Annotated in this window: 23 protein-coding genes and 2 riboswitches; of the genes, 8 read left to right on the forward strand and 15 right to left on the reverse strand. The window is 65.0% G+C overall.

What is annotated here, in order from left to right; translation table 11 throughout:
* Nucleotides 1-55 precede the first annotated feature (55 nt).
* From AC3WUT_RS01520 to AC3WUT_RS01530, 3 genes are read right to left on the reverse strand one after another with little or no spacing between them, the layout of a single operon-like run.
* Nucleotides 56-628: a flavin reductase family protein gene (locus AC3WUT_RS01520; protein WP_492345290.1), complete on the reverse strand. Its 573-nt coding sequence runs from the start codon at nt 626-628 to the stop codon at nt 56-58.
* Nucleotides 629-638: 10 nt separating this feature from the next.
* Nucleotides 639-1,517 (reverse strand): RluA family pseudouridine synthase, encoded by an 879-nt coding sequence (locus AC3WUT_RS01525; RefSeq protein ID WP_492345291.1) that lies wholly within the window; start codon nt 1,515-1,517, stop codon nt 639-641.
* 34 nt (nt 1,518-1,551) lie between these two features.
* Nucleotides 1,552-3,705 (reverse strand): PAS domain-containing hybrid sensor histidine kinase/response regulator, encoded by a 2,154-nt coding sequence (locus AC3WUT_RS01530; protein ID WP_492345292.1) that lies wholly within the window; start codon nt 3,703-3,705, stop codon nt 1,552-1,554.
* Between the two features lie 241 nt (nt 3,706-3,946).
* On the opposite strand from AC3WUT_RS01530, the gene AC3WUT_RS01535 reads away from it, so the two are divergent.
* Together AC3WUT_RS01535 and AC3WUT_RS01540 are read left to right on the forward strand one after the other, a co-directional pair.
* A complete protein-coding gene (locus AC3WUT_RS01535) occupies nt 3,947-4,237 on the forward strand; it encodes a nucleotidyltransferase family protein (RefSeq protein WP_492345293.1) in 291 nt (96 codons plus the stop codon).
* Nucleotides 4,234-4,428 (forward strand): HepT-like ribonuclease domain-containing protein, encoded by a 195-nt coding sequence (locus AC3WUT_RS01540; RefSeq protein WP_492345294.1) that lies wholly within the window; start codon nt 4,234-4,236, stop codon nt 4,426-4,428. Before AC3WUT_RS01535 ends, AC3WUT_RS01540 begins: the two co-directional genes overlap by 4 nt.
* A gap of 225 nt (nt 4,429-4,653) precedes the next feature.
* On the opposite strand, the gene gcvP is transcribed toward AC3WUT_RS01540, so the two are convergent.
* The 7 genes from gcvP to AC3WUT_RS01575 all read right to left on the reverse strand — a co-directional run bounded on the left by gcvP (nt 4,654) and on the right by AC3WUT_RS01575 (nt 14,313).
* On the reverse strand, nt 4,654-7,551 hold the full coding sequence (gene gcvP, locus AC3WUT_RS01545; protein ID WP_492345295.1) for an aminomethyl-transferring glycine dehydrogenase: 2,898 nt from the start codon (nt 7,549-7,551) through the stop codon (nt 4,654-4,656).
* A 28-nt stretch (nt 7,552-7,579) separates the two neighbouring features.
* Nucleotides 7,580-7,954 carry a glycine cleavage system protein GcvH gene (gcvH, locus tag AC3WUT_RS01550; RefSeq protein WP_019575226.1) on the reverse strand — a complete coding sequence of 125 codons (375 nt, stop codon included), beginning with the start codon at nt 7,952-7,954 and terminating at the stop codon, nt 7,580-7,582.
* Between the two features lie 46 nt (nt 7,955-8,000).
* Nucleotides 8,001-9,143 carry a glycine cleavage system aminomethyltransferase GcvT gene (gcvT, locus tag AC3WUT_RS01555; RefSeq protein ID WP_492345296.1) on the reverse strand — a complete coding sequence of 381 codons (1,143 nt, stop codon included), beginning with the start codon at nt 9,141-9,143 and terminating at the stop codon, nt 8,001-8,003.
* Nucleotides 9,144-9,193: 50 nt separating this feature from the next.
* A riboswitch (glycine riboswitch) is annotated at nt 9,194-9,306 on the reverse strand.
* 9 nt (nt 9,307-9,315) lie between these two features.
* Nucleotides 9,316-9,427: riboswitch (glycine riboswitch) on the reverse strand.
* A gap of 31 nt (nt 9,428-9,458) precedes the next feature.
* The gene (locus AC3WUT_RS01560) at nt 9,459-10,751 is read right to left on the reverse strand and encodes a TRAP transporter large permease (RefSeq protein WP_492345297.1); all 1,293 of its coding nucleotides are present in this window, start codon (nt 10,749-10,751) and stop codon (nt 9,459-9,461) included.
* A gap of 18 nt (nt 10,752-10,769) precedes the next feature.
* On the reverse strand, nt 10,770-11,282 hold the full coding sequence (locus tag AC3WUT_RS01565) for a TRAP transporter small permease (protein ID WP_492345298.1): 513 nt from the start codon (nt 11,280-11,282) through the stop codon (nt 10,770-10,772).
* Nucleotides 11,283-11,389: 107 nt separating this feature from the next.
* Complete coding sequence (locus AC3WUT_RS01570; RefSeq protein ID WP_492345299.1) at nt 11,390-12,364, reverse strand: TRAP transporter substrate-binding protein; 975 nt, start codon at nt 12,362-12,364, stop codon at nt 11,390-11,392.
* Nucleotides 12,365-12,621: 257 nt separating this feature from the next.
* A complete protein-coding gene (locus AC3WUT_RS01575; RefSeq protein WP_492345300.1) occupies nt 12,622-14,313 on the reverse strand; it encodes an electron transfer flavoprotein-ubiquinone oxidoreductase in 1,692 nt (563 codons plus the stop codon).
* 127 nt (nt 14,314-14,440) lie between these two features.
* Between AC3WUT_RS01575 and AC3WUT_RS01580 the strand changes: the two genes are divergently transcribed.
* The gene (locus AC3WUT_RS01580; protein ID WP_492345301.1) at nt 14,441-15,223 is read left to right on the forward strand and encodes an SDR family oxidoreductase; all 783 of its coding nucleotides are present in this window, start codon (nt 14,441-14,443) and stop codon (nt 15,221-15,223) included.
* A gap of 11 nt (nt 15,224-15,234) precedes the next feature.
* Nucleotides 15,235-15,657: an acyl-CoA thioesterase gene (locus AC3WUT_RS01585; RefSeq protein WP_492345302.1), complete on the forward strand. Its 423-nt coding sequence runs from the start codon at nt 15,235-15,237 to the stop codon at nt 15,655-15,657.
* A gap of 4 nt (nt 15,658-15,661) precedes the next feature.
* Here AC3WUT_RS01585 and AC3WUT_RS01590 read toward each other — a convergent pair whose 3' ends face one another.
* Both AC3WUT_RS01590 and AC3WUT_RS01595 read right to left on the reverse strand, forming a co-directional pair.
* Nucleotides 15,662-16,531, reverse strand: a complete 870-nt coding sequence (locus AC3WUT_RS01590) for a metal-dependent hydrolase (RefSeq protein ID WP_492345303.1) — start codon at nt 16,529-16,531, stop codon at nt 15,662-15,664.
* Between the two features lie 10 nt (nt 16,532-16,541).
* Nucleotides 16,542-17,123 carry a peroxidase-related enzyme gene (locus AC3WUT_RS01595; protein WP_492345304.1) on the reverse strand — a complete coding sequence of 194 codons (582 nt, stop codon included), beginning with the start codon at nt 17,121-17,123 and terminating at the stop codon, nt 16,542-16,544.
* Nucleotides 17,124-17,301: 178 nt separating this feature from the next.
* Here AC3WUT_RS01595 and AC3WUT_RS01600 point away from each other — a divergent pair, with 178 nt between their 5' ends.
* Nucleotides 17,302-18,753, forward strand: coding sequence for a catalase (locus AC3WUT_RS01600; protein WP_492345305.1), 1,452 nt, complete (start codon nt 17,302-17,304; stop codon nt 18,751-18,753).
* 352 nt (nt 18,754-19,105) lie between these two features.
* Here the strand turns inward: AC3WUT_RS01600 and AC3WUT_RS01605 are convergent, their stop codons facing one another.
* Nucleotides 19,106-19,612 (reverse strand): DUF1993 domain-containing protein, encoded by a 507-nt coding sequence (locus AC3WUT_RS01605; protein WP_492345306.1) that lies wholly within the window; start codon nt 19,610-19,612, stop codon nt 19,106-19,108.
* A gap of 75 nt (nt 19,613-19,687) precedes the next feature.
* Nucleotides 19,688-20,242, reverse strand: a complete 555-nt coding sequence (locus AC3WUT_RS01610) for a helix-turn-helix transcriptional regulator (RefSeq protein WP_492345597.1) — start codon at nt 20,240-20,242, stop codon at nt 19,688-19,690.
* Nucleotides 20,243-20,345: 103 nt separating this feature from the next.
* Between AC3WUT_RS01610 and AC3WUT_RS01615 the strand changes: the two genes are divergently transcribed.
* The 3 genes from AC3WUT_RS01615 (at nt 20,346) to AC3WUT_RS01625 (ending at nt 22,413) form a co-directional block, all read left to right on the forward strand.
* A complete protein-coding gene (locus tag AC3WUT_RS01615) occupies nt 20,346-21,053 on the forward strand; it encodes a CoA transferase subunit A (RefSeq protein WP_492345307.1) in 708 nt (235 codons plus the stop codon).
* A gap of 2 nt (nt 21,054-21,055) precedes the next feature.
* Nucleotides 21,056-21,694 carry a CoA transferase subunit B gene (locus tag AC3WUT_RS01620; RefSeq protein ID WP_492345308.1) on the forward strand — a complete coding sequence of 213 codons (639 nt, stop codon included), beginning with the start codon at nt 21,056-21,058 and terminating at the stop codon, nt 21,692-21,694.
* Between the two features lie 137 nt (nt 21,695-21,831).
* Nucleotides 21,832-22,413, forward strand: a complete 582-nt coding sequence (locus AC3WUT_RS01625) for a nucleotidyltransferase family protein (protein WP_492345309.1) — start codon at nt 21,832-21,834, stop codon at nt 22,411-22,413.
* An 18-nt stretch (nt 22,414-22,431) separates the two neighbouring features.
* Here AC3WUT_RS01625 and AC3WUT_RS01630 read toward each other — a convergent pair whose 3' ends face one another.
* Nucleotides 22,432-23,040, reverse strand: coding sequence for a gamma-glutamylcyclotransferase (locus AC3WUT_RS01630; protein WP_492345310.1), 609 nt, complete (start codon nt 23,038-23,040; stop codon nt 22,432-22,434).
* Between the last annotated feature and the right edge of the window lie 97 nt (nt 23,041-23,137).

The following is a 23,137-nucleotide window of genomic DNA, read 5'->3' on the forward strand; positions in this document are numbered from 1 at the left end:
ACCGAAGGTGTTGACAGGGTTGTTCCGGCCCAACACCTTCGCCTTGGCGAACGGCTCAGAGTTCCACGTCCAGTGCGGAACCCACCTGGTAGAAATGACCTCCTGCCACGTAATGCAGGCTGCGCAGCTCGTCCGGGGCGTCTTCGAAATGCCAGTGCCCGTCGCGGAACACGCGCTCATCGGCCCAGGCGGCCAGCACCTCGGCCAGGAACAGGTCGTGCGGGCCGGCCACGGCGGCGCTGGTGGGCAGCACGCGGCATTCGAGCCAGCCGATGCAGCCCTGCACCAGCCCGGCCTGCACACGGCTGGCCGGGTCCAACTGGATGCTGCTGCGAGCCAGTTTGTCGGGTTGCTCGTGACCGCTTTCACGCCCCAGGCGCAGGGTGGCCTGGGCCATGGCGGTCGGCGGGATGTTGAGCACGAACTCGCCCGAGGCGTCGACCAGCTCGCGCGTCAGCGTGGCCTTGTCGATCACCACCGCCACCTTGGGCGGCTCGAAGTCCAAAGGCATGGACCAGGCTGCGGCCATCACATTGTGGCGCCCGGCGTGCGCGCTGGACACCAGCACGGTGGGCCCATGGTTGAGCAGGCGGGTGGCTTTGGCGAGGTCGACGGCAAGGCGTGTCATGGGGTCGGGCTCAGAAGGGAACCGGGCTTTCAATGAACAGGGGCGCACCGCTGTCCGGGTGGGGCAGCCGGATCTGGGTGGCGTGCAGCAGCAATCGCGGCGCGCGGGGGGTGGCGATCGGGCCGCCGTAGAGGCGGTCGCCCAGAATGGGGTGGCCGAGCGCCTGCAGGTGCACACGCAACTGATGTGACCGTCCGGTGAACGGTTCCAGCAGCACGCGCGAACTGTTGTCCACCTCGTCGACGGCCAGCAGATGCCAATGGGTCTGGCTGGGTCGGCCCGTGGCCGCGTCGACGATGTGCAGCGGCCGGTTGACCCAGTCCAGCGCGATGGGCAGGTCGATCAGGCCCCAGTCATCGTCGGGGGCCTGCAGGCAGCCTAGCACCACGGCCACATAGCGCTTGTCGACCTCACGCTGCTCGAAGCTGCGGTTGATGCGGCGCTGGGCTTCGGCACCGCGGGCCATCACGATGATGCCGGAGGTGTCCAGGTCCAGCCGGTGCACCACACGGGCCTCGGGGAACAGGGCTTGCACGCGAGCAGACAGGCAGTCCTGTTTGTCCTCCCCCTTGCCGGGCACCGAGTGCATGCCCGCTGGCTTGTCGAAGGCCAGCACGCTGGCGTCCTCATACAGGCAGGTGATGGGCCCGGCCGGGGTGTCCAGCTCCCGGGCTGGCTGAGTGTTGCCGCTGCCCAGTTCAAGGCTCGATGGGGCGACCACGGCGGGAGGCTCGGGCCGGGCGGCTGCCGCCAGGGCGGCCCGCTCTTTGCGGGCGGCGCGGCCGGTCAGGGCAGGCCGGGGTTCAGGCGCTGGGGCGCCCTGGGCTGGCGCGGCGGGGAGAGGGGCTTGCAGGCTGCCGTCGGCAGCGCGGACATGAAAGGTCGGCATGGGGATTCAGAGGGGCTTTGCAGGCCAGGCGGCTTCAGCTCAGCAGGCGCTGCACTGTCGCGCACAGCTCTTCGACATCGTTGGGTTTGTGGATCAGGGCCCTGGCGCCTTCGGCCAGCGCGCTGCGCTCGATCTCCGCCGTCACGTAGCCCGAGGCCAGCGCCACGGGCAGATCGGCGCGGATGCCACGCACCTCACGCAGCAGGTCGACGCCTGAGTAGCCGGGCATGTTGTAGTCGGTCACCAGCAGGTCGCAGGCCTGAGGGTCGGCACGCAGCGCGGCTGCGGCCTCCTGGGGGTCGGTGTAGGTGGTGACGTGGTAGCCGCGGCGGCGCAGCAGGCGCTCCACCAGAAACACCAGGGCCGTGTCGTCATCGACATAGATGACGCGCTGGCCCCGGCCTTCAGAGGTTGGGGGCGCGGTCTTCGCGGCAGCGTTCTGGCCGGGGGCCGGCGCCGCGGCTGGCGGTGTCGGTTCGCTCGCGGTCGTGTGCGTCTCGTGGAACGGATTGATGGCCTGGGCCCCGCGCAGCGCAGGAAAGTACAGCGAGAAGGTGCTGCCCTGGCCGGGTTTGCTTTGCACGTCGACCGCGCCGTCGTGGGTGCGCATCACCCCGTGCACCACGGCCAGGCCCAGGCCGGTGCCTTGTCCCACGGGCTTGGTGGTGAAAAAGGGCTCGAAGATGCGCTGCAGGGTGGCGGCGTCCATGCCCTGGCCGCTGTCGTGCACGCTCAGGCACAGGTAGGGGCCTGGGGTCAGGCGCAGGCGCTCGCGCAAGCGGGCCTCCGGCATCAGCGGGGCCAGCCGGATGGTCACCCGGCCCGGCCCCGGTTCCATGGCGTGGATGGCGTTGGTGCACAGGTTCAGCAGGGCCTGCTCAACCTGGGTGGCGTCAGCCAGCACGCGCGGGGTGTGCGGTGCCAGGTCCAGGTTCAGGGTGATGCCGGGCGGCAAGGTGACATGCAGCAGGCGTTCGGTCTCGTGGACGACCTCTTCCAGCGCCAGGGGGCTGCGCCGCGGTGCCTCGTTGCGGCTGAAGGTCAGGATCTGGCGCACCAGTTCGCGGGCGCGCCGGCCGGCCTTGTCGATCTCGTTGAGGCTGATCAGGGCCGGCGATTCAGTGGCCAGGTCGCCCCGGGCCAATTCGACATTGCCCAGAATGGCACCCAGGATGTTGTTGAAGTCGTGCGCAATGCCACCGGCCATGGTGCCCACCGCCTGCATCTTCTGGGATTCGCGCAGTTGCACCTCCAGCTCGGCCCGGTGGGCCTCGGCCCGTTTACGGGCCGTCAGGTCGCGTGCAAACACGGTGATGGTCTCGCCCTCGGCATGCCGCTCGACCGAGACGCTGACTTCGACCGACAGCTCCTTGCCGCCGGCCGTGCGTGCCGTGAGGTCGCCCAACAAGGCCTGGCTGGCGGTCTGGGTGAAGGCCAGGGCCTCGCTGGCGTTGGGCAGAAAGCGCTCCAGCGGGCTGCCCAGTGCGTCACTGGCGGGGCACTGGAACAGGGCCGCCGCCGTGGGGTTGAACACGGTGATGCGCTGGTCCTTGTCCACGCACACGATGGCATCCAGCGCCGAGTTGATGATGGCTTCCAGGCGCCGTTCGCTGGCGTGCAGTTGTTCGTTGCGCTCCTGCAGGGCCGCGGCGCTTTCCTGCAACGCGCGGCGTTCCGCCAACAAGGGGCCCTGGTCGATCACCGCGCAGATGTACTGCACCAGGGGGGGCGCGCCATCCTGGTGGGTTTCGAGCCGGCGCACATGCAGGTCGCCAGTCAACTGGCCACTGTCACCGATGGCAAACACCACTTCGGTGGCCTCGGCCTGGCCTTCGCTCTGGGCCAGAGCCAGGGCCTGCTGAACCTTGCCGACATGGGCCTCGCTCACAAAAGGCATCAGTGACACCAGTGGACGATCGGCTTCGGTGGGCTGGAAGCGGCGGTGCGCCATCGAGTTGGCCTGGGCCACGATGTCGTGCTCGTCAATCACCATCAGCGGCAGCGGCACACTCGAAAACAGGGTCTCGAAGCGCTCTGAGGCACTCTCAGCATTGGCCTGGCTGTAGCGCAGGATCTCGTTCTGGCTTTGCAGCTCGGCCACAAGCTGGCGCAGCACCTCGGCACCGTCGGTCGGCAAAGGGCGTGCCGGATCGGCCATATCCTGGGAGTAAAAGGCGGGTGATGTCATGGGCGGTCGAAACTGAGGCCCAAGTGTAATGACTGACGGCTGACACTGTGGCGTGCTAAGCCGGTTGCTGACTCGCTGAGGCAATAGGATCAGCGCGGCTCCGAACAACAAGCAGCCATGCCATATGGGACGGCAATGCGCTTGGAGATCAAGGCACGGTTCCCGCTGGTGGCCTGTTGATTTTGAAACACCGGTCTTGATTGCCTATCATCTCGACAATTGGCCTTAACAAAGGGTTTCCATGCGACCGTCCGTTGCGCTTGAGTTGAAACGATGCGAAGTGCGGGAAACCGCAGGCCGCTATCGTGTGGAAAACCCACGCGTCTTCGGCTCGGTACTGCATGGCAGCGATCAGGACGGCAGCGACATTGACATCCTGGTCGATGCCTTGCCGGGTACAACATTGCTGGATTTGGGCGATTTGCAGGAGGAGCTGAAATCACTGCTTGGTGTGTCCGTCGATTTGCTGACACCCGGCGATCTGCCCTCCAAGTTTCGTGACCATGTCCTGGGAGCGGCGCAGCCGGTATGAACCGGAATCGCCTTCCTGAGTATTTGGAGCATATCGAACTGGCCGCCACCGATGCCTGCAGCTTTGTGGAGGGCATGGGGCGAGACGATTTTCAGGCTGACAAGCGCACCCAAATGGCGGTCATCATGTGTTTGATCGTCATCGGCGAGGCGGCCACCAACGTCATGGATTCGTACCCCACGTTTGCTTAAAAGCACCCCGGTGTGCCATGGCGCAGCATGCGCAATATGCGCAACCGCATGGCATGGCTACTTTGAAATCAACCTGGATGTCGTCTGGGAGACCGTGCAGGCATGGTTGCCAGCCTTGCTTGGGCAACTGCCCTCGGTGCGCCAGGATGCCGGGGGCTGAAGAGGCGCTCGGCCCGGTACCTTAGGCTTCAGCAAGCGATGCCCTGCAGGGACAGGGCGCATCGCTTACTGAGCGTACTCACTCACCGGCACGCAGCTGCAGAACAGGTTGCGGTCGCCCCACACGTTGTCGACCCGGCCCACGGGCGACCAGTACTTGGTCTGGCGCAGGCTGGCCACCGGGTAGGCGGCCACCTCGCGCGAGTAGGGGTGGGCCCAGTCGGCGCCCATCAGGCTGGCGGCGGTGTGGGGGGCGTTCTTCAGCGGGTTGTCGTCTTGTGGCCAGGTGCCGGCTTCGACCTGGCGAATCTCTTCGCGGATGGCGATCATGGCGTCGATGAAGCGGTCCAACTCGTCGCGGGTTTCGCTCTCGGTGGGCTCGACCATCAGGGTACCGGGCACGGGGAAGCTCAGCGTCGGTGCGTGGAAGCCGTAGTCGATCAGGCGCTTGGCCACGTCTTCGGCAGCCACACCGGTGGCGTCTTTCAGGGGGCGCAGGTCCAGGATGCACTCGTGCGCCACATGGCCGTTCTCGCTGGCGTACAGCGTGGGGTAGTGGTCTTTCAGGCGGGCGCTGATGTAGTTGGCCGACAGGATCGCGGCCTCGGTGGCCGCCTGCAGGCCTTCGGCGCCCATCATGCGGCAGTACATCCAGCTGATGGGCAACACGGCGGCATTGCCCAGCGGCGCTGCGCTGATGGCGCCCACGCCATTGACTGGCAGGCCTGCGGTGGCATGGCCGGGCAGGAAGGGCATCAGGTCTTCAACCACGCACACCGGGCCGACACCGGGCCCGCCACCGCCGTGCGGGATGCAGAAGGTCTTGTGCAGGTTCAGGTGGCTCACGTCGCCGCCGAACTCGCCCGGCGCCGCCACGCCGACCAGGGCGTTCATGTTGGCGCCGTCCACATAGACGCGACCACCGTGTTGATGCACCAGGGCGCACAGCTCTTTGACGCTGGTCTCGAACACGCCGTGGGTGCTGGGGTAGGTGATCATCACCGCGGCCAGACGCTCGCTGTACTGCTCGCATTTGGCGCGCAGGTCGGTCAGATCGACGTTGCCGTTGGCATCACAGGCCGTGACCACCACCTGCAGGCCCACCATCTGGGCGCTGGCCGGGTTGGTGCCGTGGGCCGAGGAAGGGATCAGGCAGATGTTGCGGTGGCTTTCGCCTCGCGAGGCGTGCCAGGCCTTGATGACCAGCAGGCCGGCGTATTCGCCCTGGCTGCCGGCATTGGGCTGCAGGCTGATGCCGGCATAGCCGGTGGCCTGGCAAAGCCACTGGCGCAGTTGCTCGTCCAGTTCTTTGTAGCCCTGCAGTTGGTCGGCAGGCGCGAAAGGGTGCAGATTGGCGAACTCGGGCCAGGTGATGGGGATCATCTCGCTGGTGGCGTTGAGCTTCATGGTGCAACTGCCCAGCGGGATCATGCTGCGGTCCAGGGCCAGGTCCTTGTCGGCCAGGCGGCGCAGGTAGCGCAGCATGCTGGTTTCGCTGTGGTGGCTGTTGAACACCGGGTGCGTCAGGTAGCGGCTGCTGCGGCGCAGTTCGGCCGGGATCAACGGTTCGATGCCTTTCTCGAACGCGGCCATGGCGGGCAGTGCCTGGCCATCAGCGGCAAAGAAACGCCACAGGTCTTCGATGTGTTCGCGGGTGGTGGTCTCGTCGAGCGAGGCGCTGAGTGTGCCGCCCTCTGACAGGCGCAGGTTCACACCCGCGGCCAGGGCCTTGGCCAGGATGGCCTGGGCTTGTGCGCCGGCAGCAACGCTCACGGTGTCGAAGGCACCGCTTTGCTGGATCGTGTGACCCAGCTGCTGCAGGCCGGCGGCCAGCACCGCCGTGTAGGCCGCGATGCGGCTGGCGATGCGCTTGAGGCCGGCGGGGCCGTGGTAGACGGCGTACATGCTGGCCACCACCGCGGGCAGCACCTGCGCGGTGCAGATGTTGGAGGTGGCTTTCTCACGGCGGATGTGCTGCTCGCGGGTCTGCAGGGCCAGGCGGTAGGCTGGTTGGCCGTGGCTGTCGACGCTGACGCCCACCAGGCGGCCGGGCATGGAGCGTTTGAACTCATCGCGGCAGGCCATGAAGGCAGCGTGCGGGCCGCCCGCGCCCATGGGCATGCCGAAGCGCTGGGTGCTGCCGATCACGATGTCGGCGTTCCATTCGCCGGGCGGCGTGAGCACGGTCAGCGCCAGCAGGTCGGCCGCCACGATGAAGGCGGCCTGCTTGGCGTGCACTGCAGCCACGTCGGCACTGAAGTCGCGCAGTTCACCGAAGGTGCCGGGGTATTGGGCCACGGCGGCAAAGTAGTCGCGCTCAGTCAGGGCGGTGGCCCATTCTGCAGCGCTGCGGGCCACGATGACTTCGAAGCCCAGCGGTGCGGCACGGGTCTGGATCACTTCGATGCTTTGCGGGTGGCAGTCGCCGGCCACCACGATGGCGTTGGCTTTGGATTTGACCGAGCGCTTGGCCAGGGTCATGGCCTCGGCAGCAGCCGTGGCTTCGTCCAGCATCGAGGCATTGGCCATGGGCATGGCGGTCAGGTCGCACACCAGGGTCTGGAAGTTGACCAGCGCCTCCATGCGGCCTTGCGAGATTTCGGCCTGGTACGGCGTGTAGGCGGTGTACCAGGCGGGGTTTTCCAGAATGTTGCGCAGGATCACGCCAGGGGTGTGGGTGCCGTAATAGCCCTGGCCGATGTGGCTGCGCAGGATTCTGTTCTTGGATGCCATCGCCTTCAACTCGGCCAGGGCGTCTGCTTCCGTCACGGGGGCGGGCAGGTCCATGGCCGTGCCGCGCGCAATGCTGCGCGGCACGATGCCTTCGATGAGGGCCCGGCGCGAGGCGGCGCCCACGGTGCTCAGCATGTGGGCTTCGTCTTCGGGGCCGATGCCGATGTGGCGGGCCCGGAATTCGGCCGGGTTCTCAAGTTCAGCGAGGGGAAGGGCGGATTGCATCAGCATGGGAAAACTCGGGGTGGGGCGCCTGGGCTCAGGCGTTCTTGGTGAAGTCGGAGTAGGTGGTCTCGTCCATCAGGCCGTCGAGTTGGGCCGGGTTGGACAGCTTGACCTTGAAGAACCAGCCACTGGCCAGCGGGTCGCTGTTGGCCAGCGAGGGGTCGTCGCGCAGGGCTTCGTTGACTTCGACGATCTCGCCGTCCACCGGCATGTAGACGTCGGCCGCGGCCTTCACCGACTCGACCACGCCGGCCACGTCGCCGGCCGCAAAGGTCTTGCCGACTTCGGGCAGGTCGACGAACACCACATCACCCAGCGCATCTTGCGCATGGACCGTGATGCCGACCACGGCGGCGTTGCTGTCGGCGGCGTTGATCCACTCGTGCTCTTTGGAAAATTTGACGCTCATGAATTTCTCCTGAAATAGGTGTGTTGCTTGGGAGGCTGGATGCAAATCAGCCCCGGTAGTATCGGTTGGGAACGAAGGGCATGGCAGCAACTTGCATCGCCACGGGCTTGCCGCGCACGATGGCGTTCAGCCGGGTGCCCAGGGCGGCCTGGTCGGCGCGCACATAGGCCATGGCCACGGGTTGGTTGATGCTGGGGCCGAGCAGGCCGCTGCTGACTTCGCCAATGCGCTCGCCCGCCAGGGTCTGCAACTCGGTGTGTTCGCGCACCGGCACCCGGTCCAGGGCCACCAGGCCTACGCGCTTGCGGGTCAGCACGCCAGCAGTGCCCTGCAGATCAGCCAATTGGGCCAGGACCTTGGCGGCACCCGGGAAGCCACCTTCGCGCTCACCACCGGTACGTCGCACCTTCTGGATGGCCCAGGTCAGGCCGGCCTCGACCGGGGTGGTGGTGGTGTCCAGATCGTTGCCATACAGGCACAGCCCGGCTTCCAGGCGCAGTGAATTGCGGGCGCCCAGGCCGATGGGCTTGACTTCGGGCTGGGCCAGCAGCGTGCGTGCCAGGCTGTCGGCCTGGGCCGCGGGCACGGAGATTTCGAAGCCGTCTTCGCCGGTGTAGCCGCTGCGGGTCACGTAGCAATCGATGCCGCCGATGCTGAAGACGCCGCCGGTCATGAACACCAGTTGCTCCACGCCCGGGGCCAGGCGGCTCAGGGCGGTCACGGCCTGCGGGCCCTGCAGGGCCAGCAAGGCTTGATCGGGCAGGGGAATCACCTGGCAGCGCTGGCCGATGCGGGCCTGGATGTGGGCGATGTCAGCCACCTTGCAGGCGCCGTTCACGATCACGAACAGATCGTCGCCCCGGTTCACGAACATCAGGTCGTCCAGAATGCCGCCCTCCTCATTGAGCAGCAGCCCGTAACGCTGCTTGCCGACGCCCAGGCCGATGACATCGACCGGCATCAGGCTTTCGAAGGCTGCAGCAGCGTCCGGCCCCACCAGGCGCAACTGACCCATGTGCGACACATCGAACAGACCGGCGGCGCTGCGGGTGTGCAGGTGCTCGGCCATCAGGCCGGCCGGGTACTGCACCGGCATCGAGTAGCCGGCAAAAGGCACCATGCGGGCGCCGAGTTCAAGGTGCAGGGCGTTCAGGGGGGTGGTCAGCAGAGCGGAATCGGTCACGGTCAAGCCTTTGGCAGAGGGGGCACGGCACGCGCAGCCACAACGGCTGCTGCGCAGGGGCCCCGGCTGTCCGCTTTACCTGAGAGATTCACCCGGCGATGCGGGCTTGCTCCTTCGGTGGGCTGCGCCATGCGTTGATGGTGGGCAGCCTCTCTCCAGCTGGGAAACGTCTGTTGCCAGACGGCTGTCAGTCCTTCTGCCTGAGCGTTAGGGCGATGCACCGGTTGTTGCGCTTCGCTTTCGCCTTCGGCGGCCCGATTCGGGATCGGGCTCTCTCCTGACGGGCGGCAGTATAACGTGCGCGCCCAGGCCTGGGGCCGATTATTTGAAACCGAGCACGTGCGGCAGCCAGCTGCTGAGGGCCGGCACGAAGGTGATCACCACCAGCACCACGCCGTGCGCCCACAGGAAGGGCATCAGCTCGCGCGTGAGATCGGACAGCGGCACCTTGGACACGTTCGAGGTCACGAACAGCAAGCCCCCCACGGGCGGTGTGATCATGCCCAGGGTCAGGTTATAGATCACGATCATGGCGAACTGGATCGGGTCCACGCCGAGCTTCAGGGCCACCGGCGCCAGGATCGGCACCAGCACCATCACGCCGGGCAGCGGTTCGATGAAGATGCCGAACACCAGCAGGAACACGTTCACCACGATCAGGAACATCCAGGGTGACAGGTTCATGCCGATCAGCCAGTCGGCCATCAACTGGGGCATGCCCTCGATGGTCAGCAGCCAGGCAAACGAACCCGACAGGCCGATGATGATCAGCACCGAGGCGGTCAACAGCGAGGAGTAGGCCAGGATGTTGGGAACGGCCGACCACTTCAGGGTGCGGTACACGTATTTGCCGCAGAACAGCGCGTAGAACACCGCCACCACCGAGGCCTCGGTGGGGGTGAACCAGCCGGCGCGCATGCCGCCCAGGATCAGAATGGGCAGCATCAGTGCCGGCAAGGCCTTCCAGGTGTTGACCAGGATCTCTCTGAGCGGGGGCAGTTGGCCGGCCCCTTTGTAGTTGCGCTTTTTCGAGACATGCCAGTTGACAACGCACATGGCGATCGAAATCAGGATGCCGGGCAGAATGCCCGCCACGAACAGTGCGCCCACCGAGACGCTTTCGTCTTGCAGTGCGTAGACGATCATGGTGATGGACGGTGGGATGATGGGCCCCACGATGGCGGTCGAGGCGGTCAGGGCGGCGGCATACGACCTGTCGTAGCCGGCCTTGTCCATCATGCGGATCAACATCGAGCCCGGGCCGGCCGCATCAGCCAGGGCCGAGCCCGAGATGCCCGAGAAAAAGGTGAGCGACACCACATTGGTGTAGCCCAGGCCGCCGCGTTTGTGGCCGACGAACTGGCCGGCAAATTTGAGCAGCACCTCGGTCAGAGAGCCGCCGCTCATCAGCTCGGCGGCGAGGATGAAGAAGGGCACGGCCATCAAGGGAAAGCTGTCGACACCGGTGAAGGTTTCCTTCAGCAGCACCAGCAGCGGATAGCTGTCGGTCAACACCAGGGCGGTGGCGGTGGCCAGGCCCAACGCAAAGGCCACGGGCACGCCGATGGCCAGGTACACGCAGGCCGCAATGATCAGAACAAAACTGGGGTTCATGGGGAAGGCTCTGCGAGGTCAGATAGAGGCGCTGGCCGTGGCATCGAACTGCGCATCGGTGGCGAATTGGCGATCGGTGATGTAGTGGCGCAGCACCAGCAGGAAATGGATGCACAGCAGCAGCCCGCCCACCGGGATGGCCATGTAGATGTAGCCGAAGGGGATCTGGGTCGCGGCCGTCAACTGGAACATGGCGCGCTGGGTGTATTGCCAGCCGATCCAGGTCATCATCACGAAGAAGGCCATCAACAGGATGGCCACCAGCACGCGGATGGCCTGGCCCACCGGGCGTGGAAAAGCATCTTGCAGGTTCTCGACCGCGATGTGACCCCCGTAGCGCATCACCATGCCCGAGCCGATGAAGGTCAGCCAGATCATCATGTGGCGGGCCACCTCTTCGGCCCATTCGATCGAGGCATTGGTCAGGTAGCGCAAGGCCACGTTGGCAAAGATGATGACCGACATGGCCGCCAGCAGCACGATCAGGGCCCAGCGATTGGTGGCCACGAAGTAGCGTTCAAAGGTGTTCATGAGGATTCAGCGCGGTGCGCCCAGGGCAGGGGAGAGCGCGCTGCCAGCAAGGCGGCGCGGGGTCCGGCCCGCTTGCAGCTGAGGCAAGCCGGCCGGCAGGGCGGTGCTCAGCGCACGTCCTGGATCTTCTTGATGTTGTCGGCGCCAAATTCCTTGGCGTAGCTCACATAGGCGGGCTTGAGGGCTTCGCGGAAGGCGGCACCGTCGACCTTGCGGGTCACGGTCATGCCGTCTTTTTCCAACTGGGCAATGCCGTTGTTCTCGTCGTCGTTGACCTTCTTGCGCTGGGCCACGGCGCCTTTCTTGGCGGCCTCCTGGAACACCTTTTTATCGGCGTCGCTGAGCTTGCTCCAGACACGCTGGGACACCAGCAGCAGGGCGGGCGAGTAGACGTGGCCCGTCAATGAGAGGTGTTTTTGCACCTGGGCGAATTTGGACGACAGAATCACCGGAATGGGGTTTTCCTGACCGTCGACCGTGCCCTGCTGCAGGGCGCCGAACAGCTCCGGGAAGGCCATGGGCGTCGGCAGGATGCCGAAGGTCTTGTAGCCCTCCATGTGCACCTTGTTCTCCATGGTGCGCATCTTCAGGCCGGCCGCATCGCTGGGCTTGACGATGTCGCGCTTGTTGTTGGTCATGTGGCGGAAGCCGTTTTCCGTCCAGGCCAGGGCGATCAGGCCCTTGGAGGGGAACTTGCTCAGCAGGTCCTGGCCGATCGGGCCGTCCATCACCTTGCGGGCGTGGTCGTAGTCGCGGAACAGGAAGGGGATGTCGACAATTTTCACCTCGGGCACAAAGTTGCCGACCGGGCCGGTCGAGGTGTTGACCAAGTCCTGGGTGCCCAACTGCACCGCCTCGATCATCTCGCGCTCACCCCCCAGGGCAGAGCTGGGGAACTGCTGGCATTTGTAGCGGCCTTGGGTGCCTTTTTCGATCTCGTCGCAGAACACCGTGGAGCCGACACCGTAATGCGAGTCCTTGGTGGTGGCGTAGCCGATCTTCAGCGTGGTGGTCTGGGCGAAGGCGGTGCCGGTGAGGCCGGCGGCCAGCATCATGGACAGGGCGGTGCGGGAAAGGGTCATCTTGTCTCCTTGCTTGTGCTTGTTTCTGTTGCGATTCAAAGTAAATTTGTCATACAACTTTTTCATTATGCGGGGCAGGGACAGACGGCTGAATCCGGGTTTTCGCTAGCTTTGGCGGGCCACCAACGCCTGCGGGTCGTCCAGGTGACTTCCAGCCGCCTTCAAGGGGAGGTGGCAAAGAAAAAGCGCCCACAAGGGGCGCTTTGAAGGGGGGGAAGGGGGGGGAGAGGGGTCTGCCGCGTTGGCAGCCCCCATGCTCACATGCCCGAGTAGTTCGGGCCGCCGCCGCCCTCGGGGGTCACCCAGACGATGTTCTGGGTCGGGTCCTTGATGTCGCAGGTCTTGCAGTGCACGCAGTTCTGGGCGTTGATCTGCAGGCGGTCGCTGTTGTCGTCGTTCTTGACAAACTCGTACACGCCGGCCGGGCAGTAGCGGGCCTCGGGGCCGGCGTACTTGGCCAGGTTCACCTTCACCGGCACAGACGCGTCTTTCAGCGTGAGGTGGGCGGGCTGGTTTTCTGCGTGGTTGGTGTTGCTGATGAAGACACTGGACAGGCGGTCAAATGTCAGTTTGCCATCGGGCTTGGGGTAGTTGATCGGCTGGCACTCGGCGGCCGGCTTCAGGTAGGCATGGTCCGGCTTGGTGCGGCGCAGCGTCCAGGGGATGTGGCCGCGCAGCACGAACTGCTCGAAGCCGTTCATCAACGTGGCGGTGGTCAGACCGTACTTGAACCAGTTCTTGAAGTTGCGGTCCTTGTTCAGTTCGGTGTGCAGCCAGCTGTGCTCGAAAGCCTCAGGGTAGGCCGTCAGCTCGTCGTGCTGGCGGCCGGCCACCACGGCGTCATAGGCCGCTTCGGCGGCCAGCATGCCCGTCTTGATGGCGGCGTGGCTGCCCTTGATGCGACCCACGTTGAGGTAGCCGGCGTTGCAGCCCACCAGCGCGCCGCCCGGGAACACCGTCTTGGGCAGGGCATTGATGCCGCTGGCGTTGATGGCGCGGGCGCCATAGGACAGGCGCTTGGCCGTGACCTCACCCTGGTCGTTTTCGAAGTAGTAACGCACGTTGGGGTGGGTTTTCCAGCGCTGCAGTTCTTCGAACGGGCTCAGGTAGGGGTTGGTGTAGCCCAGTCCGGTGACAAAGCCGAGCGCCACCTTGTTGCCTTCAAGGTGGTACAGGAAGGCGCCACCATAGGTGTCGGACGCCATGGGCCAGCCGGCGGTGTGCATCACGAAACCGGGCTTGTGGCGGGCGGGGTCGATCTCCCACAGCTCTTTGATGCCGATGCCGAAGCTCTGCGGGTCGCGACCCTCGTCGAGCTTGAAGCGGGCAATCAGCTGCTTGCCCAGGTGGCCGCGGGCGCCTTCAGCGAACACGGTGTACTTGGCGTGCAGTTCCATGCCCAACTGGAAGTCGCCGGTGGGTTCGCCTTCCTTGTTGATGCCCATGTTGCCGGTGGCCACACCCTTGACCGAGCCGTCCTCGTTGTAGAGCACTTCGGCGGCGCTGAAGCCCGGGAAGATTTCCACGCCCAGGGCTTCAGCCTGCTCACCCAGCCACTTGGTGACGGCACCCAGGCTGACGATGTAGTTGCCATGGTTGTGGGCAAACGGAGGCAGCAGGAAGTTGGGCACGCGAAAACCCGATTTCTCGCCCAGAAAGATGTAGGCATCGTCGGTCACCGGCTGGTTCAGCGGGGCGCCGTCGGCCTTCCAGTTCGGCAGCAGTTCGGTCAGGGCCTTGGGGTCCATGATGGCGCCCGACAGGATGTGGGCACCGGGCTCGGAGCCTTTTTCCAGCACCACCACCGACACGTCGGTGCCTTTTTCGGCGGCCAGTTGCTTGAGCCGAATCGCGGTGGCCAGCCCGCCCGGGCCACCCCCAACGACGACGACGTCGTATTCCATGGCCTCTCGCGGGCCGTATTGGGACAGGATTTCTTCGTTGGTCATGGGGCGTCTCGCTGGATAATGATTTGGGTTCGGTGACTCAGTTGTAACCGGCTGCGCGGCATTTTATTCGCAGCATGGCTGAATTAGAACGGTCGTTCGTTTTTTTGTCCTTGTGGAGACACTGTAAATGGCTTTCAGCATCGATTTGTCGGGCCGCGTGGCCTTTGTCACCGGCGCCTCCAGCGGCCTGGGTGCCCAGTTTGCCCGCACGCTGGCCCGGGCCGGTGCTGCGGTGGTGTTGGCCAGCCGCCGCGTCGAGAAGCTCAAGGAGCTGCGTGCCCACATCGAGGGCGAGGGCGGCAGCGCCCATGTGCTGCCCCTGGATGTGACCGATCTGGACAGCATCCGTGCCGCAGTGGCCCATGCCGAGACCGAGGTAGGCTCGATCGACATCCTGGTCAACAACTCGGGGGTCAGCACCACCCAGCGCATCCAGGACGTGGGCGAGGACGATTTCGACTTCATCTTCAACACCAACGTCAAGGGTTCGTTCTTTGTGGCGCAGGAGGTCGGCAAGCGCATGCTGGCCCGTGCCCGCGGGGCGGCGCCCGGCACCTACACCGGCGGGCGCATCATCAACATTGCGTCGATGGCCGGCCTGAAGGTGCTGCCCCAGATCGGCGCCTACTGCATGAGCAAGGCCGCGGTGGTGCAGATGACCAAGGCCATGGCGCTGGAGTGGGGCCGCTTTGGCATCAACGTGAACGCCATCTGCCCCGGCTACATCGACACCGAGATCAACCACCACCATTGGCAGACCGAGCAGGGCCAGAAGCTGGTCAACATGCTGCCACGCAAGCGCATCGGCAAGCCCGAAGACCTGGACGCCTTGCTGGTGATGCTGGCCAGCGATCAGAGCCATTTTGTGAACGGCGCGATCATCGCCGCTGACGACGGCTTTGCGGTCTGAGGGGCGGCGCGGTGCGGATCGAAATCCCTGAGCGCAAGCGCCTGGTCCATGAGATGCGCATCCCCATCCGATGGGGTGACATGGACGCCATGGGCCACGTCAACAACACCAGCTATTTTCGTTACCTCGAAACCCTGCGCATCGACTGGATGCAAGCCATCGGCTGCCCGCCCGCGCCGCAGGGCGAAGGGCCGGTCATCGTCAACGCATTCTGCAATTTCTACCGCCAACTGGAGTACCCGGGCGAGGTGCTGGCGCGCATGTATGTGAGCGACCCGGCCCGCACCACCTTCGAGACCTGGGCCACGCTGGCGCGGGTGGACGAGCCTGATGTGATTTGCGCGGCGGGCGGGGCCACCACCATCTGGGTGGATTTCCCCAAGCAGAAGGCCGTGGCACTGCCCGACTGGATGCGCGCCCACGTGGCGGATTGAGGTCTCAGCGCAGCACGCGGTAACGATCGGCGTTGGCCTGAAGCCAGCGCTCTGCCAGTTGTTGGGCCGAGACGCCCGCGTGCTCTCCTTGGGCAGGCTGGCTGTCGGCCTGATGCGCGGGATGGAAATCGGCCCGGTAATAGCGCAGCAGGGCCGGTACGGAAAGCCGCAACACACCGTGTCGACCCAGCATGAAGTGCAGGGCGCTGCGCCAGGTGCTCAGGCGCCACAGGCTGCCGTCCCGCTTCAGGTTGAGCACGGCCTGGCCCAGGCAGTCCAGGCTGAAGAGGATCAGCACATAGGTGAACCAGCGGCGGCGCCAGGTCAGGTTGCCGCCCAGTGCCTGGTAGAGGTCAAATGCCACGGCGCCATGCTCGGTCTCTTCGGCGGCGTGCCAGCGCCACAAGGTCTGCATGCGGGGCTCGGCACCGGCCAGCAAGGTGTCGTGGCGCAGTGTGAGGTCGGCCAGCACCGCTGTGCAATGCTCATAAGCGCAGGTCACGGCCAGAGGGTGCAGGGCCTTGAGGTGGCGTGCTCGCTCAATGCGCCGCTGCGCCCAGTGCTGCCAGCGATTGACCAGTCCTTGGCGCTCCAACTGCTCGTTGTAGAGGCCATGCACCCGCCGGTGGGTGGCTTCCTGCCCGATGAAGCCCTGGATCGCCTCGCGCAAGGCAGCGTGCTGCGGCCCCTCGGGCAAGGCCTTGAGCGCTTCGCGCACCGAGTCGATGAAGAACTGTTCGCCGACCGGAAAGCTCATCGACAGCGCATTGAAAAACATGCTGCGAAAAGCGTCGCCGCCATGCCAATGGCGCTCAAAGCCGGCGCTCAGGTCGATATCCAGCCTGCGAACGTTCAATGGGCCTGGGGTCGTCATCGCACCCCCCTCAAGCCTTGGCCTTGGGCACGCGCCCCATCAGGTAGAACTCGGGGTTGGGCAGCATGCCGCTGAAACTGGCGATGCGGTTGGACATGCCGAAGAACGCGGTGATGGCCGCGATGTCCCAGATGTCCTCGTCCGAGAACCCGTGCGCGTGCAACGGTGCGAAATCCGCTTCGTCCACTTCGTGCGAGCGTTCGCAGACCTTCATGGCGAAGTCGAGCATGGCGCGCTGACGCGGGCTGATCTCGGCCTTGCGGTAGTTGATGGCCACCTGGTCGGCCACCAGCGGCTTTTTTTCATAAATCCGCAGCAGCGCGCCGTGGGCCACCACGCAGTAAAGGCATTGGTTGGCGGCACTGGTGGCGGTGACGATCATCTCCCGGTCGCCTTTGCTCAGGGAGCCTTCTTCCTTGAGCATCAAGGCATCGTGGTAGGCAAAAAAGGCCCGCCACTCGGCAGGGCGGCGCGCCAACGTCAGAAAAACCTGCGGCACAAACCCGGCTTTGTCCTGCACGGCCAGCATTTTTTCCCGAATATCGTCTGGGACATTGTTCAACTCTGGTGGCTCATAGCGTGAACGGTTCATTTCGGTCTCCATAGTGCTTGTGCTTGCCATCATAGGGTTGCAAGGGGAGGGGCTTTCCTCGATGAAAGTCTTGGGTTGATAAAAACTATTGAATATTTAGAAGCAATTTGTTTTGTTTATTTTGAGTGGTTTCCTACCATTCCTTCATCCAGGTCCCTTTGCATCCAAGGACAACATCATGAGCCAGCCCACCCTGACCACGGCCTCCGGCATTGCGGTCGCAGACAACCAGAACAGCCTCACGGCCGGCCCCCGGGGCCCGATCCTGCTGCAGGACTTTCACCTGATCGAAAAGCTGCAGCATTTCAATCGCGAGCGCATTCCTGAGCGTGTCGTGCATGCCAAGGGTTCGGGGGCGTACGGCACCTTCACGGTGACCCACGACATCACCCGCTACACCAAGGCCAGCCTGTTCAGCACGATCGGCAAGCAGACTGAAACCTTCACCCGTTTCTCGACCGTGGGTGGCGAGCGCGGGAGTGCCGACACCGAGCGCGATCCACGTGGCTTTGCCACCCGCTTCTACACCGAAGAAGGCAACTGGGATCTCGCGGGCAACAACACCCCCATGTTCTTTATCAAGGACCCGATCAAGTTCCCGGACTTTGTGCACACCCAGAAGCGCGATCCGCAGACCAACCTCAAGTCGCCCACCATGATGTGGGACTTCTGGAGCCAGGCGCCCGAGAGCCTGCACCAGGTCACCATGTTGTTCAGCAACCGGGGCACGCCCGATGGCTACCGCCACATGGACGGCTTTGGCAGCCACACCTTCAGCCTGATCAATGCCGCAGGTGAGCGCGTCTGGGTCAAGTGGCACTTCAAGACCCAGCAAGGCGTCAAGAACCTGTCTGCTGCCGAGGCCGGCCGCCTTGCGGGTGCTGATCCCGACTATGCCCAGCGCGATCTGTTCGAGGCCATTGCCCAGGGCGATTTCCCCCGCTGGAATGTGTTCATCCAGGTGATGACCGACGAACAGCGCCTGGCCTGGGAGGCCCGCACCGGCTGGAACGCGTTTGACCTGACCAAGGTCTGGCCGCACAGCGATTTTCCGCGCCTGCCCGTGGGCGTGCTTGAACTCAACCGCAACCCCGCCAACTACCATGCCGAGGTCGAGCAGGCCGCGTTCAGCCCTGCCAACGTGGTGCCGGGCCTGGGCTACAGCCCCGACAAGATGTTGCAAGGCCGCTTGTTCGCTTACCACGATGCGCAGTTGTACCGGGTGGGTACCAACCACCAGCACCTGCCGGTGAACCGCCCGCGCTGCCCCTTCCACAACCAGCAGCGCGACGGCGCCATGGCCATCGACAACGGAGGCTCGGCGACCCATTACGCCAACGTGGCCGCTGCGGGCACCGCGCCGCAAGGCATGGGCCATGGTGAGCCGGGGTGGGACCTGGCGGGGGCCGCCGCTCGCTACGACGCTCGTGGCACCGAGGACGACTTCACCCAGGCCGGCAATCTGTACCGCCTGCTGTCCGTTGCCGAGAAAGACGACCTGACCAGCAACATTGCCGGTGCCATGTCCAGCGTGCCGCGCGAGATCCAGGATCGCCAGATTGCGCACTTCAGCCGGGCCGATGCCCAATACGGCGCCGACGTGGCCCGTAAACTCGGCCGGGGGGCATGATGCGGGCCCGCCTGTGGTTGGGGCTGGCCCTCAATGTCGGGGGTCTGGCGGTGGTGTTGCAGCGCCTGGCTTCGCACGGGGCGGGCACATGAAGGCCGACATCAGCCTGCCGGGCCACCTGCGGCCCTGGTGCGATGAGTTCTGGCAGGCTTTGCAGGGCTGGGCTGCGTCCGTGGGGCAAGGCACAGCGGCCTGAGGGCCTGCAAGGGCTTGCACGGTCCAGAGCGTGTGGGTCTGGTCAGGCGGCTGCAATGACCGTTGTTTTCAAGATCCGGGTTGCGCAACGACCCGGCTCGCGGCCACCCTGTTTCAGGGTGGCCTTTTTATGGAGACCCAGGGCGTAGGGTCAGGCTCAGCGTGCGCCCAGGTAGTCCAGCTTGCCCAGGGGCACGCCCTGATGGCGCAGCAGGTCGTAGGCCGTGGTCACGTGGAAGAAGAAGTTGGGCAGTGCAAAGCTCAGCAGGTAGTCGATGCCGGTGAAGTGTCGGTCGCCGCTGCGCAGCTTCAACACCACCTCACGGGCTTCCGAGCCATCGATCTGTGCCGGGGCGATGGTCTTCAGGTAGTCCAGCGTCTTGGCGATGCGGGCCTGCAACTCGGCCAGAGTGACTTCGGTGTCCGGGAAGGCCGGGGCTTCCAGACCGGCCAGGCGTGCGGCGCAACCTTTGGCGGTGTCGGCGGCGATGAAGACCTGGCTGGTCAGGGGCAGCATGTCAGGTGCGAGGCGCAACTGGCTGTAGGTGGCGGGGTCGATCCCCTGGGTGGCGGCATGGGCCGCCGCTTTTTCCAGAATGCCGGACAGGGCGCTCAACTGGCGCACAAAAACGGGCACGCTGGCCTGGTACATCGAAATGCTCATGGGGCTTTCCTGGGGGTGTTGCTTGAAAACCGCCATGATCCGCCAAAACCGGTCTTCGTGCCGATCGGTGCCGCATCACCCCGCCAGCAGCCGGTGCACCAGATCGGCGGTGGTGTTGGCCTTGTACTTGCGCATCAGGCGGGCGCGGTAGATCTCGACGGTGCGGTGGCTGATGGCCAGCGCCCGGCCAATCTCCTTGGACGTCAAACCATTCATCAAATGGGCGGCCACCTCGCGTTCACGGGCCGTCAATTCGGCCTTGACCGGGCGGCGGGAGCTCAGGTCTTCAAAGGTCCAGATGCCGGCTTCATGCGGGTTGTCCCGATTCAGGGCCCGGCCGGTGACGTGGCACCAGAAGGTCTCGCCCTTGAATCGACCATCGACCCGCTTCATGACCCGGTCGTCTGAATAATGCCCATGGACATTCAAAATGGGGGCGATGCGCTCGCCGGTGCGTTCGTATTCGTCAGCACTCGGGTACAGCACCCTGAAAGACTGGCCCACCAACTGGTCCCGCGTGGTGCCGAACATCTCGCACACATGGAGGTTGCAGTCCACGATGGCGCGGTGGCGCGACAACACCAGGCCCACGGGGGCGAGGTCGAAAGCCAGGCGGTAGTCGAGTTCGATCAAGGGCGTCCTACAGAGTCTTGCTTACGAGCTTCTACGTATCCAAATAAGTAGTATCTTCTGCATTCTAAGTTCCACCTGCACGCATCTTCAGGAGACATTTGTGAACAAACTTTTTCCCTCCGCCACCGAAGCGCTCAAGGGCGTCGTCAGTGACGGGCAATTGCTGGCCGTCGGCGGTTTCGGCCTCTGCGGCATCCCCGAGGCCCTGATCGACGCCTTGCGCGACACCGGTGCCAAGAACCTCACCGTGATCTCAAACAATGCCGGCGTTGACGGCTTTGGCCTGGGCAAGCTGCTCGAAACCCGCCAGATCAAGAAAATGATCTCCAGCTACGTGGGCGAAAACAAGGAGTTCGAGCGCCAATACCTGGCTGGCGAACTTGAGTTGGAGTTCACGCCCCAGGGCACGCTGGCCGAAAAGCTGCGCGCTGGTGGTGCCGGCATCCCGGCCTTCTTCACCAAGACCGGCGTGGGCACCGTGGTAGCCGACGGCAAGGAACTGCGTGAATTCGATGGCGAAACCTATGTGATGGAGCGCTCGCTGGTGCCCGATGTGGCCCTGGTGAAAGCCGACGTGGCCGACAAGGCCGGCAACCTGCGTTTCCGCTACACCGCGCGCAACTTCAACCCCGCCGTGGCCATGGCCGGCAAGCTGTGCATCGTCGAGGTCGAGAAGATCGTCGAAGTGGGCGAGATCGCCCCCGATGACGTGCACCTGCCCGGCATCTATGTGCACCGCCTGGTGCTCAACGCCCAGCCCGAGAAGCGCATCGAGAAACGCACCATCACCGAAAAGGCAGGAGTCTGAACATGCCCTGGAATCAAGACCAAATGGCGGCCCGTGCCGCGCACGAACTGCAAGACGGCTTCTACGTCAACCTGGGCATCGGCATCCCCACCCTGGTGGCCAACCATGTGCCGTCCACCATCGAGGTGTGGCTGCAGTCCGAGAACGGCATGCTGGGCATCGGCCCCTTCCCGACCGAAGACGAGGTCGACGCCGACCTGATCAACGCCGGCAAGCAGACGGTCACCACCATCAAGGGCTCGTCGATCTTCGGCAGCCATGACAGCTTTGCGATGATCCGTGGCGGCAAGATCAACCTGTCCATCCTGGGCGCCATGCAGGTCAGCGAAAAAGGCGATCTGGCCAACTGGATGATCCCCGGCAAGATGGTCAAGGGCATGGGCGGCGCCATGGACCTGGTGGCGGGCGTCAAGCGCGTGATCGTGCTGATGGAGCACGTGGCCAAGAAGAAGGACGGCACCGAAGACCTGAAGATCTTGCCGCAATGCACCCTGCCTTTGACTGGCGTGGGCGTGGTGGACCGCATCATCACCGATCTGGCCGTGATGGACGTCACCCCCGAAGGCCTCAAGGTGGTGGAACTGGCCCCCGGCGTGACCCGCGAGTTGCTGCAATCCAAGACCGGCGTCACGCTGATCTGATCGCGGCCTGAATCCGCCAGCACCTGCTGACCGCCCCGAGTGTTTCGAGGGGCGGTCGCCCTGAAGACGAGCTTGGCCTCGTCTTTTTTTTCGTGCCACGCCAGCACCCTGGGGGGCAGATGGGCAGAATCGGGCCCATGGAACATGAGCACAGGATGGCCTTCGACGTCACGCCAGCCCCGCCCGGCCCGGTGGTGCTGGTGCTGGCCTCGGGCCGCGGCGAGCGTTTTCGCGCCTCGGGTGGGCTGATGCACAAGCTGCAGGCCGACCTGGGTGGGCGCACGGTGCTGCAGCGCACCCTGGACGCGGTGCGCGCCAGCGGGCTGCCCTGGCATCTGGAGGACCGGGGTCACCCCGGCATGGGCGACAGCATCGCGGCGGCCGTGCAGGCCACGGCCCAGGCGGCGGGCTGGCTGATCCTGCCCGGTGATCTGCCCCTGGTGCGACCTGAGAGCCTGCAATCCGTGGCCCGGGCCTTGTCGACCTGGCCGGTGGTCCTGCCACGCCATGGGGGTGAAAAAGGGCATCCGGTGGGGTTTGGCCCGGCCTGTCGCGACGGCTTGCTGGCCTTGTCGGGCGATGTGGGGGCGGCCTCGGTGCTGCGCCAGTGGCTGGCCCTGGGGCAGGTGCTCACGCTGGATCTGGACGACGCCGGCATCGTGACCGACATCGATACCCTGGATGACCTGGCTCGCGCGGCCTGCCGGCTGTCCAGGTAGGGGCCTGTCGACAGGCCCCTATTCGGTGCTGTGGGGGGCCAGGCGCAGCAGGCGGGCCAGGCTGCGGTCATGGATGCCCAGCTTCAGCAGCCCCTCGTGCGTCTGGCGCACGTAATCCAGGGTGGTGCCGAATTTGCCGCAGGACTGGCTGAAGATGCGCCGGTAATCGGCCTCGCTGAGGTTCCCGGTGTGGCTGGGGCTGCGTCGCGACAACGTGAAGGCCAGCGCCGACACGGTGCCCGTCGGGGTTTGGCAGCGCAGCCAGCGCGGGTCGTAGACGCCGGTCATCATTTCGCGGTGCCACAGCCGAACCAGGGCCGACTCGGCCTCTTGGCGTGGAATGCGGAACACCGCACCCTGGCAGCTACCGCCCGACAGCATGCCGAACACCAGGCCCGGGCACTCTGGTGTACCCCGATTGATGCGGCTCCACATCTTGAGGGCGCGGTGCCAGCCGTGCACACGCGCCGGCCGCTGCTCGTCAAACGCAAATTCGGGGCGCCAGATCAGCGATCCGTAGGCAAAAACCCACAAATCGTGTTGCCCGCCCCATTGGCGTCGGGTGTGCTCCAGCATGGGACCAGGGTCGCGCAAGGCGGTCATGCCTGCCGGGGTGAATTCACTCATGGCTGCTTCGAAATCCAGGGCACTGGGGTCGGAATGAAGGTGGTATTTTGCGCCCGCTCGGCCGGCTGGTCAGCCGGTGTGTGGTTTTTGGAACGAG

It is taken from the genome of Curvibacter sp. EU05-FHT14A10 (assembly GCF_058791075.1).

Excerpts from the sequence above, each read along its gene's own strand:
- AC3WUT_RS01520 (WP_492345290.1), bottom strand. The coding sequence starts at position 628 with ATGACACGCCTTGCCGTCGACCTCGCCAAAGCCACCCGCCTGCTCAAC.
- AC3WUT_RS01525 (WP_492345291.1), bottom strand. The coding sequence starts at position 1,517 with ATGCCGACCTTTCATGTCCGCGCTGCCGACGGCAGCCTGCAAGCCCCT.
- AC3WUT_RS01530 (WP_492345292.1), bottom strand. The coding sequence starts at position 3,705 with ATGACATCACCCGCCTTTTACTCCCAGGATATGGCCGATCCGGCACGC.
- AC3WUT_RS01535 (WP_492345293.1), top strand. The coding sequence starts at position 3,947 with ATGCGACCGTCCGTTGCGCTTGAGTTGAAACGATGCGAAGTGCGGGAA.
- AC3WUT_RS01540 (WP_492345294.1), top strand. The coding sequence starts at position 4,234 with ATGAACCGGAATCGCCTTCCTGAGTATTTGGAGCATATCGAACTGGCC.
- gcvP (WP_492345295.1), bottom strand. The coding sequence starts at position 7,551 with ATGCTGATGCAATCCGCCCTTCCCCTCGCTGAACTTGAGAACCCGGCC.
- gcvH (WP_019575226.1), bottom strand. The coding sequence starts at position 7,954 with ATGAGCGTCAAATTTTCCAAAGAGCACGAGTGGATCAACGCCGCCGAC.
- AC3WUT_RS01560 (WP_492345297.1), bottom strand. The coding sequence starts at position 10,751 with ATGAACCCCAGTTTTGTTCTGATCATTGCGGCCTGCGTGTACCTGGCC.
- AC3WUT_RS01565 (WP_492345298.1), bottom strand. The coding sequence starts at position 11,282 with ATGAACACCTTTGAACGCTACTTCGTGGCCACCAATCGCTGGGCCCTG.
- AC3WUT_RS01570 (WP_492345299.1), bottom strand. The coding sequence starts at position 12,364 with ATGACCCTTTCCCGCACCGCCCTGTCCATGATGCTGGCCGCCGGCCTC.
- AC3WUT_RS01575 (WP_492345300.1), bottom strand. The coding sequence starts at position 14,313 with ATGACCAACGAAGAAATCCTGTCCCAATACGGCCCGCGAGAGGCCATG.
- AC3WUT_RS01580 (WP_492345301.1), top strand. The coding sequence starts at position 14,441 with ATGGCTTTCAGCATCGATTTGTCGGGCCGCGTGGCCTTTGTCACCGGC.
- AC3WUT_RS01590 (WP_492345303.1), bottom strand. The coding sequence starts at position 16,531 with ATGACGACCCCAGGCCCATTGAACGTTCGCAGGCTGGATATCGACCTG.
- AC3WUT_RS01595 (WP_492345304.1), bottom strand. The coding sequence starts at position 17,123 with ATGAACCGTTCACGCTATGAGCCACCAGAGTTGAACAATGTCCCAGAC.
- AC3WUT_RS01600 (WP_492345305.1), top strand. The coding sequence starts at position 17,302 with ATGAGCCAGCCCACCCTGACCACGGCCTCCGGCATTGCGGTCGCAGAC.
- AC3WUT_RS01605 (WP_492345306.1), bottom strand. The coding sequence starts at position 19,612 with ATGAGCATTTCGATGTACCAGGCCAGCGTGCCCGTTTTTGTGCGCCAG.
- AC3WUT_RS01620 (WP_492345308.1), top strand. The coding sequence starts at position 21,056 with ATGCCCTGGAATCAAGACCAAATGGCGGCCCGTGCCGCGCACGAACTG.
- AC3WUT_RS01625 (WP_492345309.1), top strand. The coding sequence starts at position 21,832 with ATGGAACATGAGCACAGGATGGCCTTCGACGTCACGCCAGCCCCGCCC.
- AC3WUT_RS01630 (WP_492345310.1), bottom strand. The coding sequence starts at position 23,040 with ATGAGTGAATTCACCCCGGCAGGCATGACCGCCTTGCGCGACCCTGGT.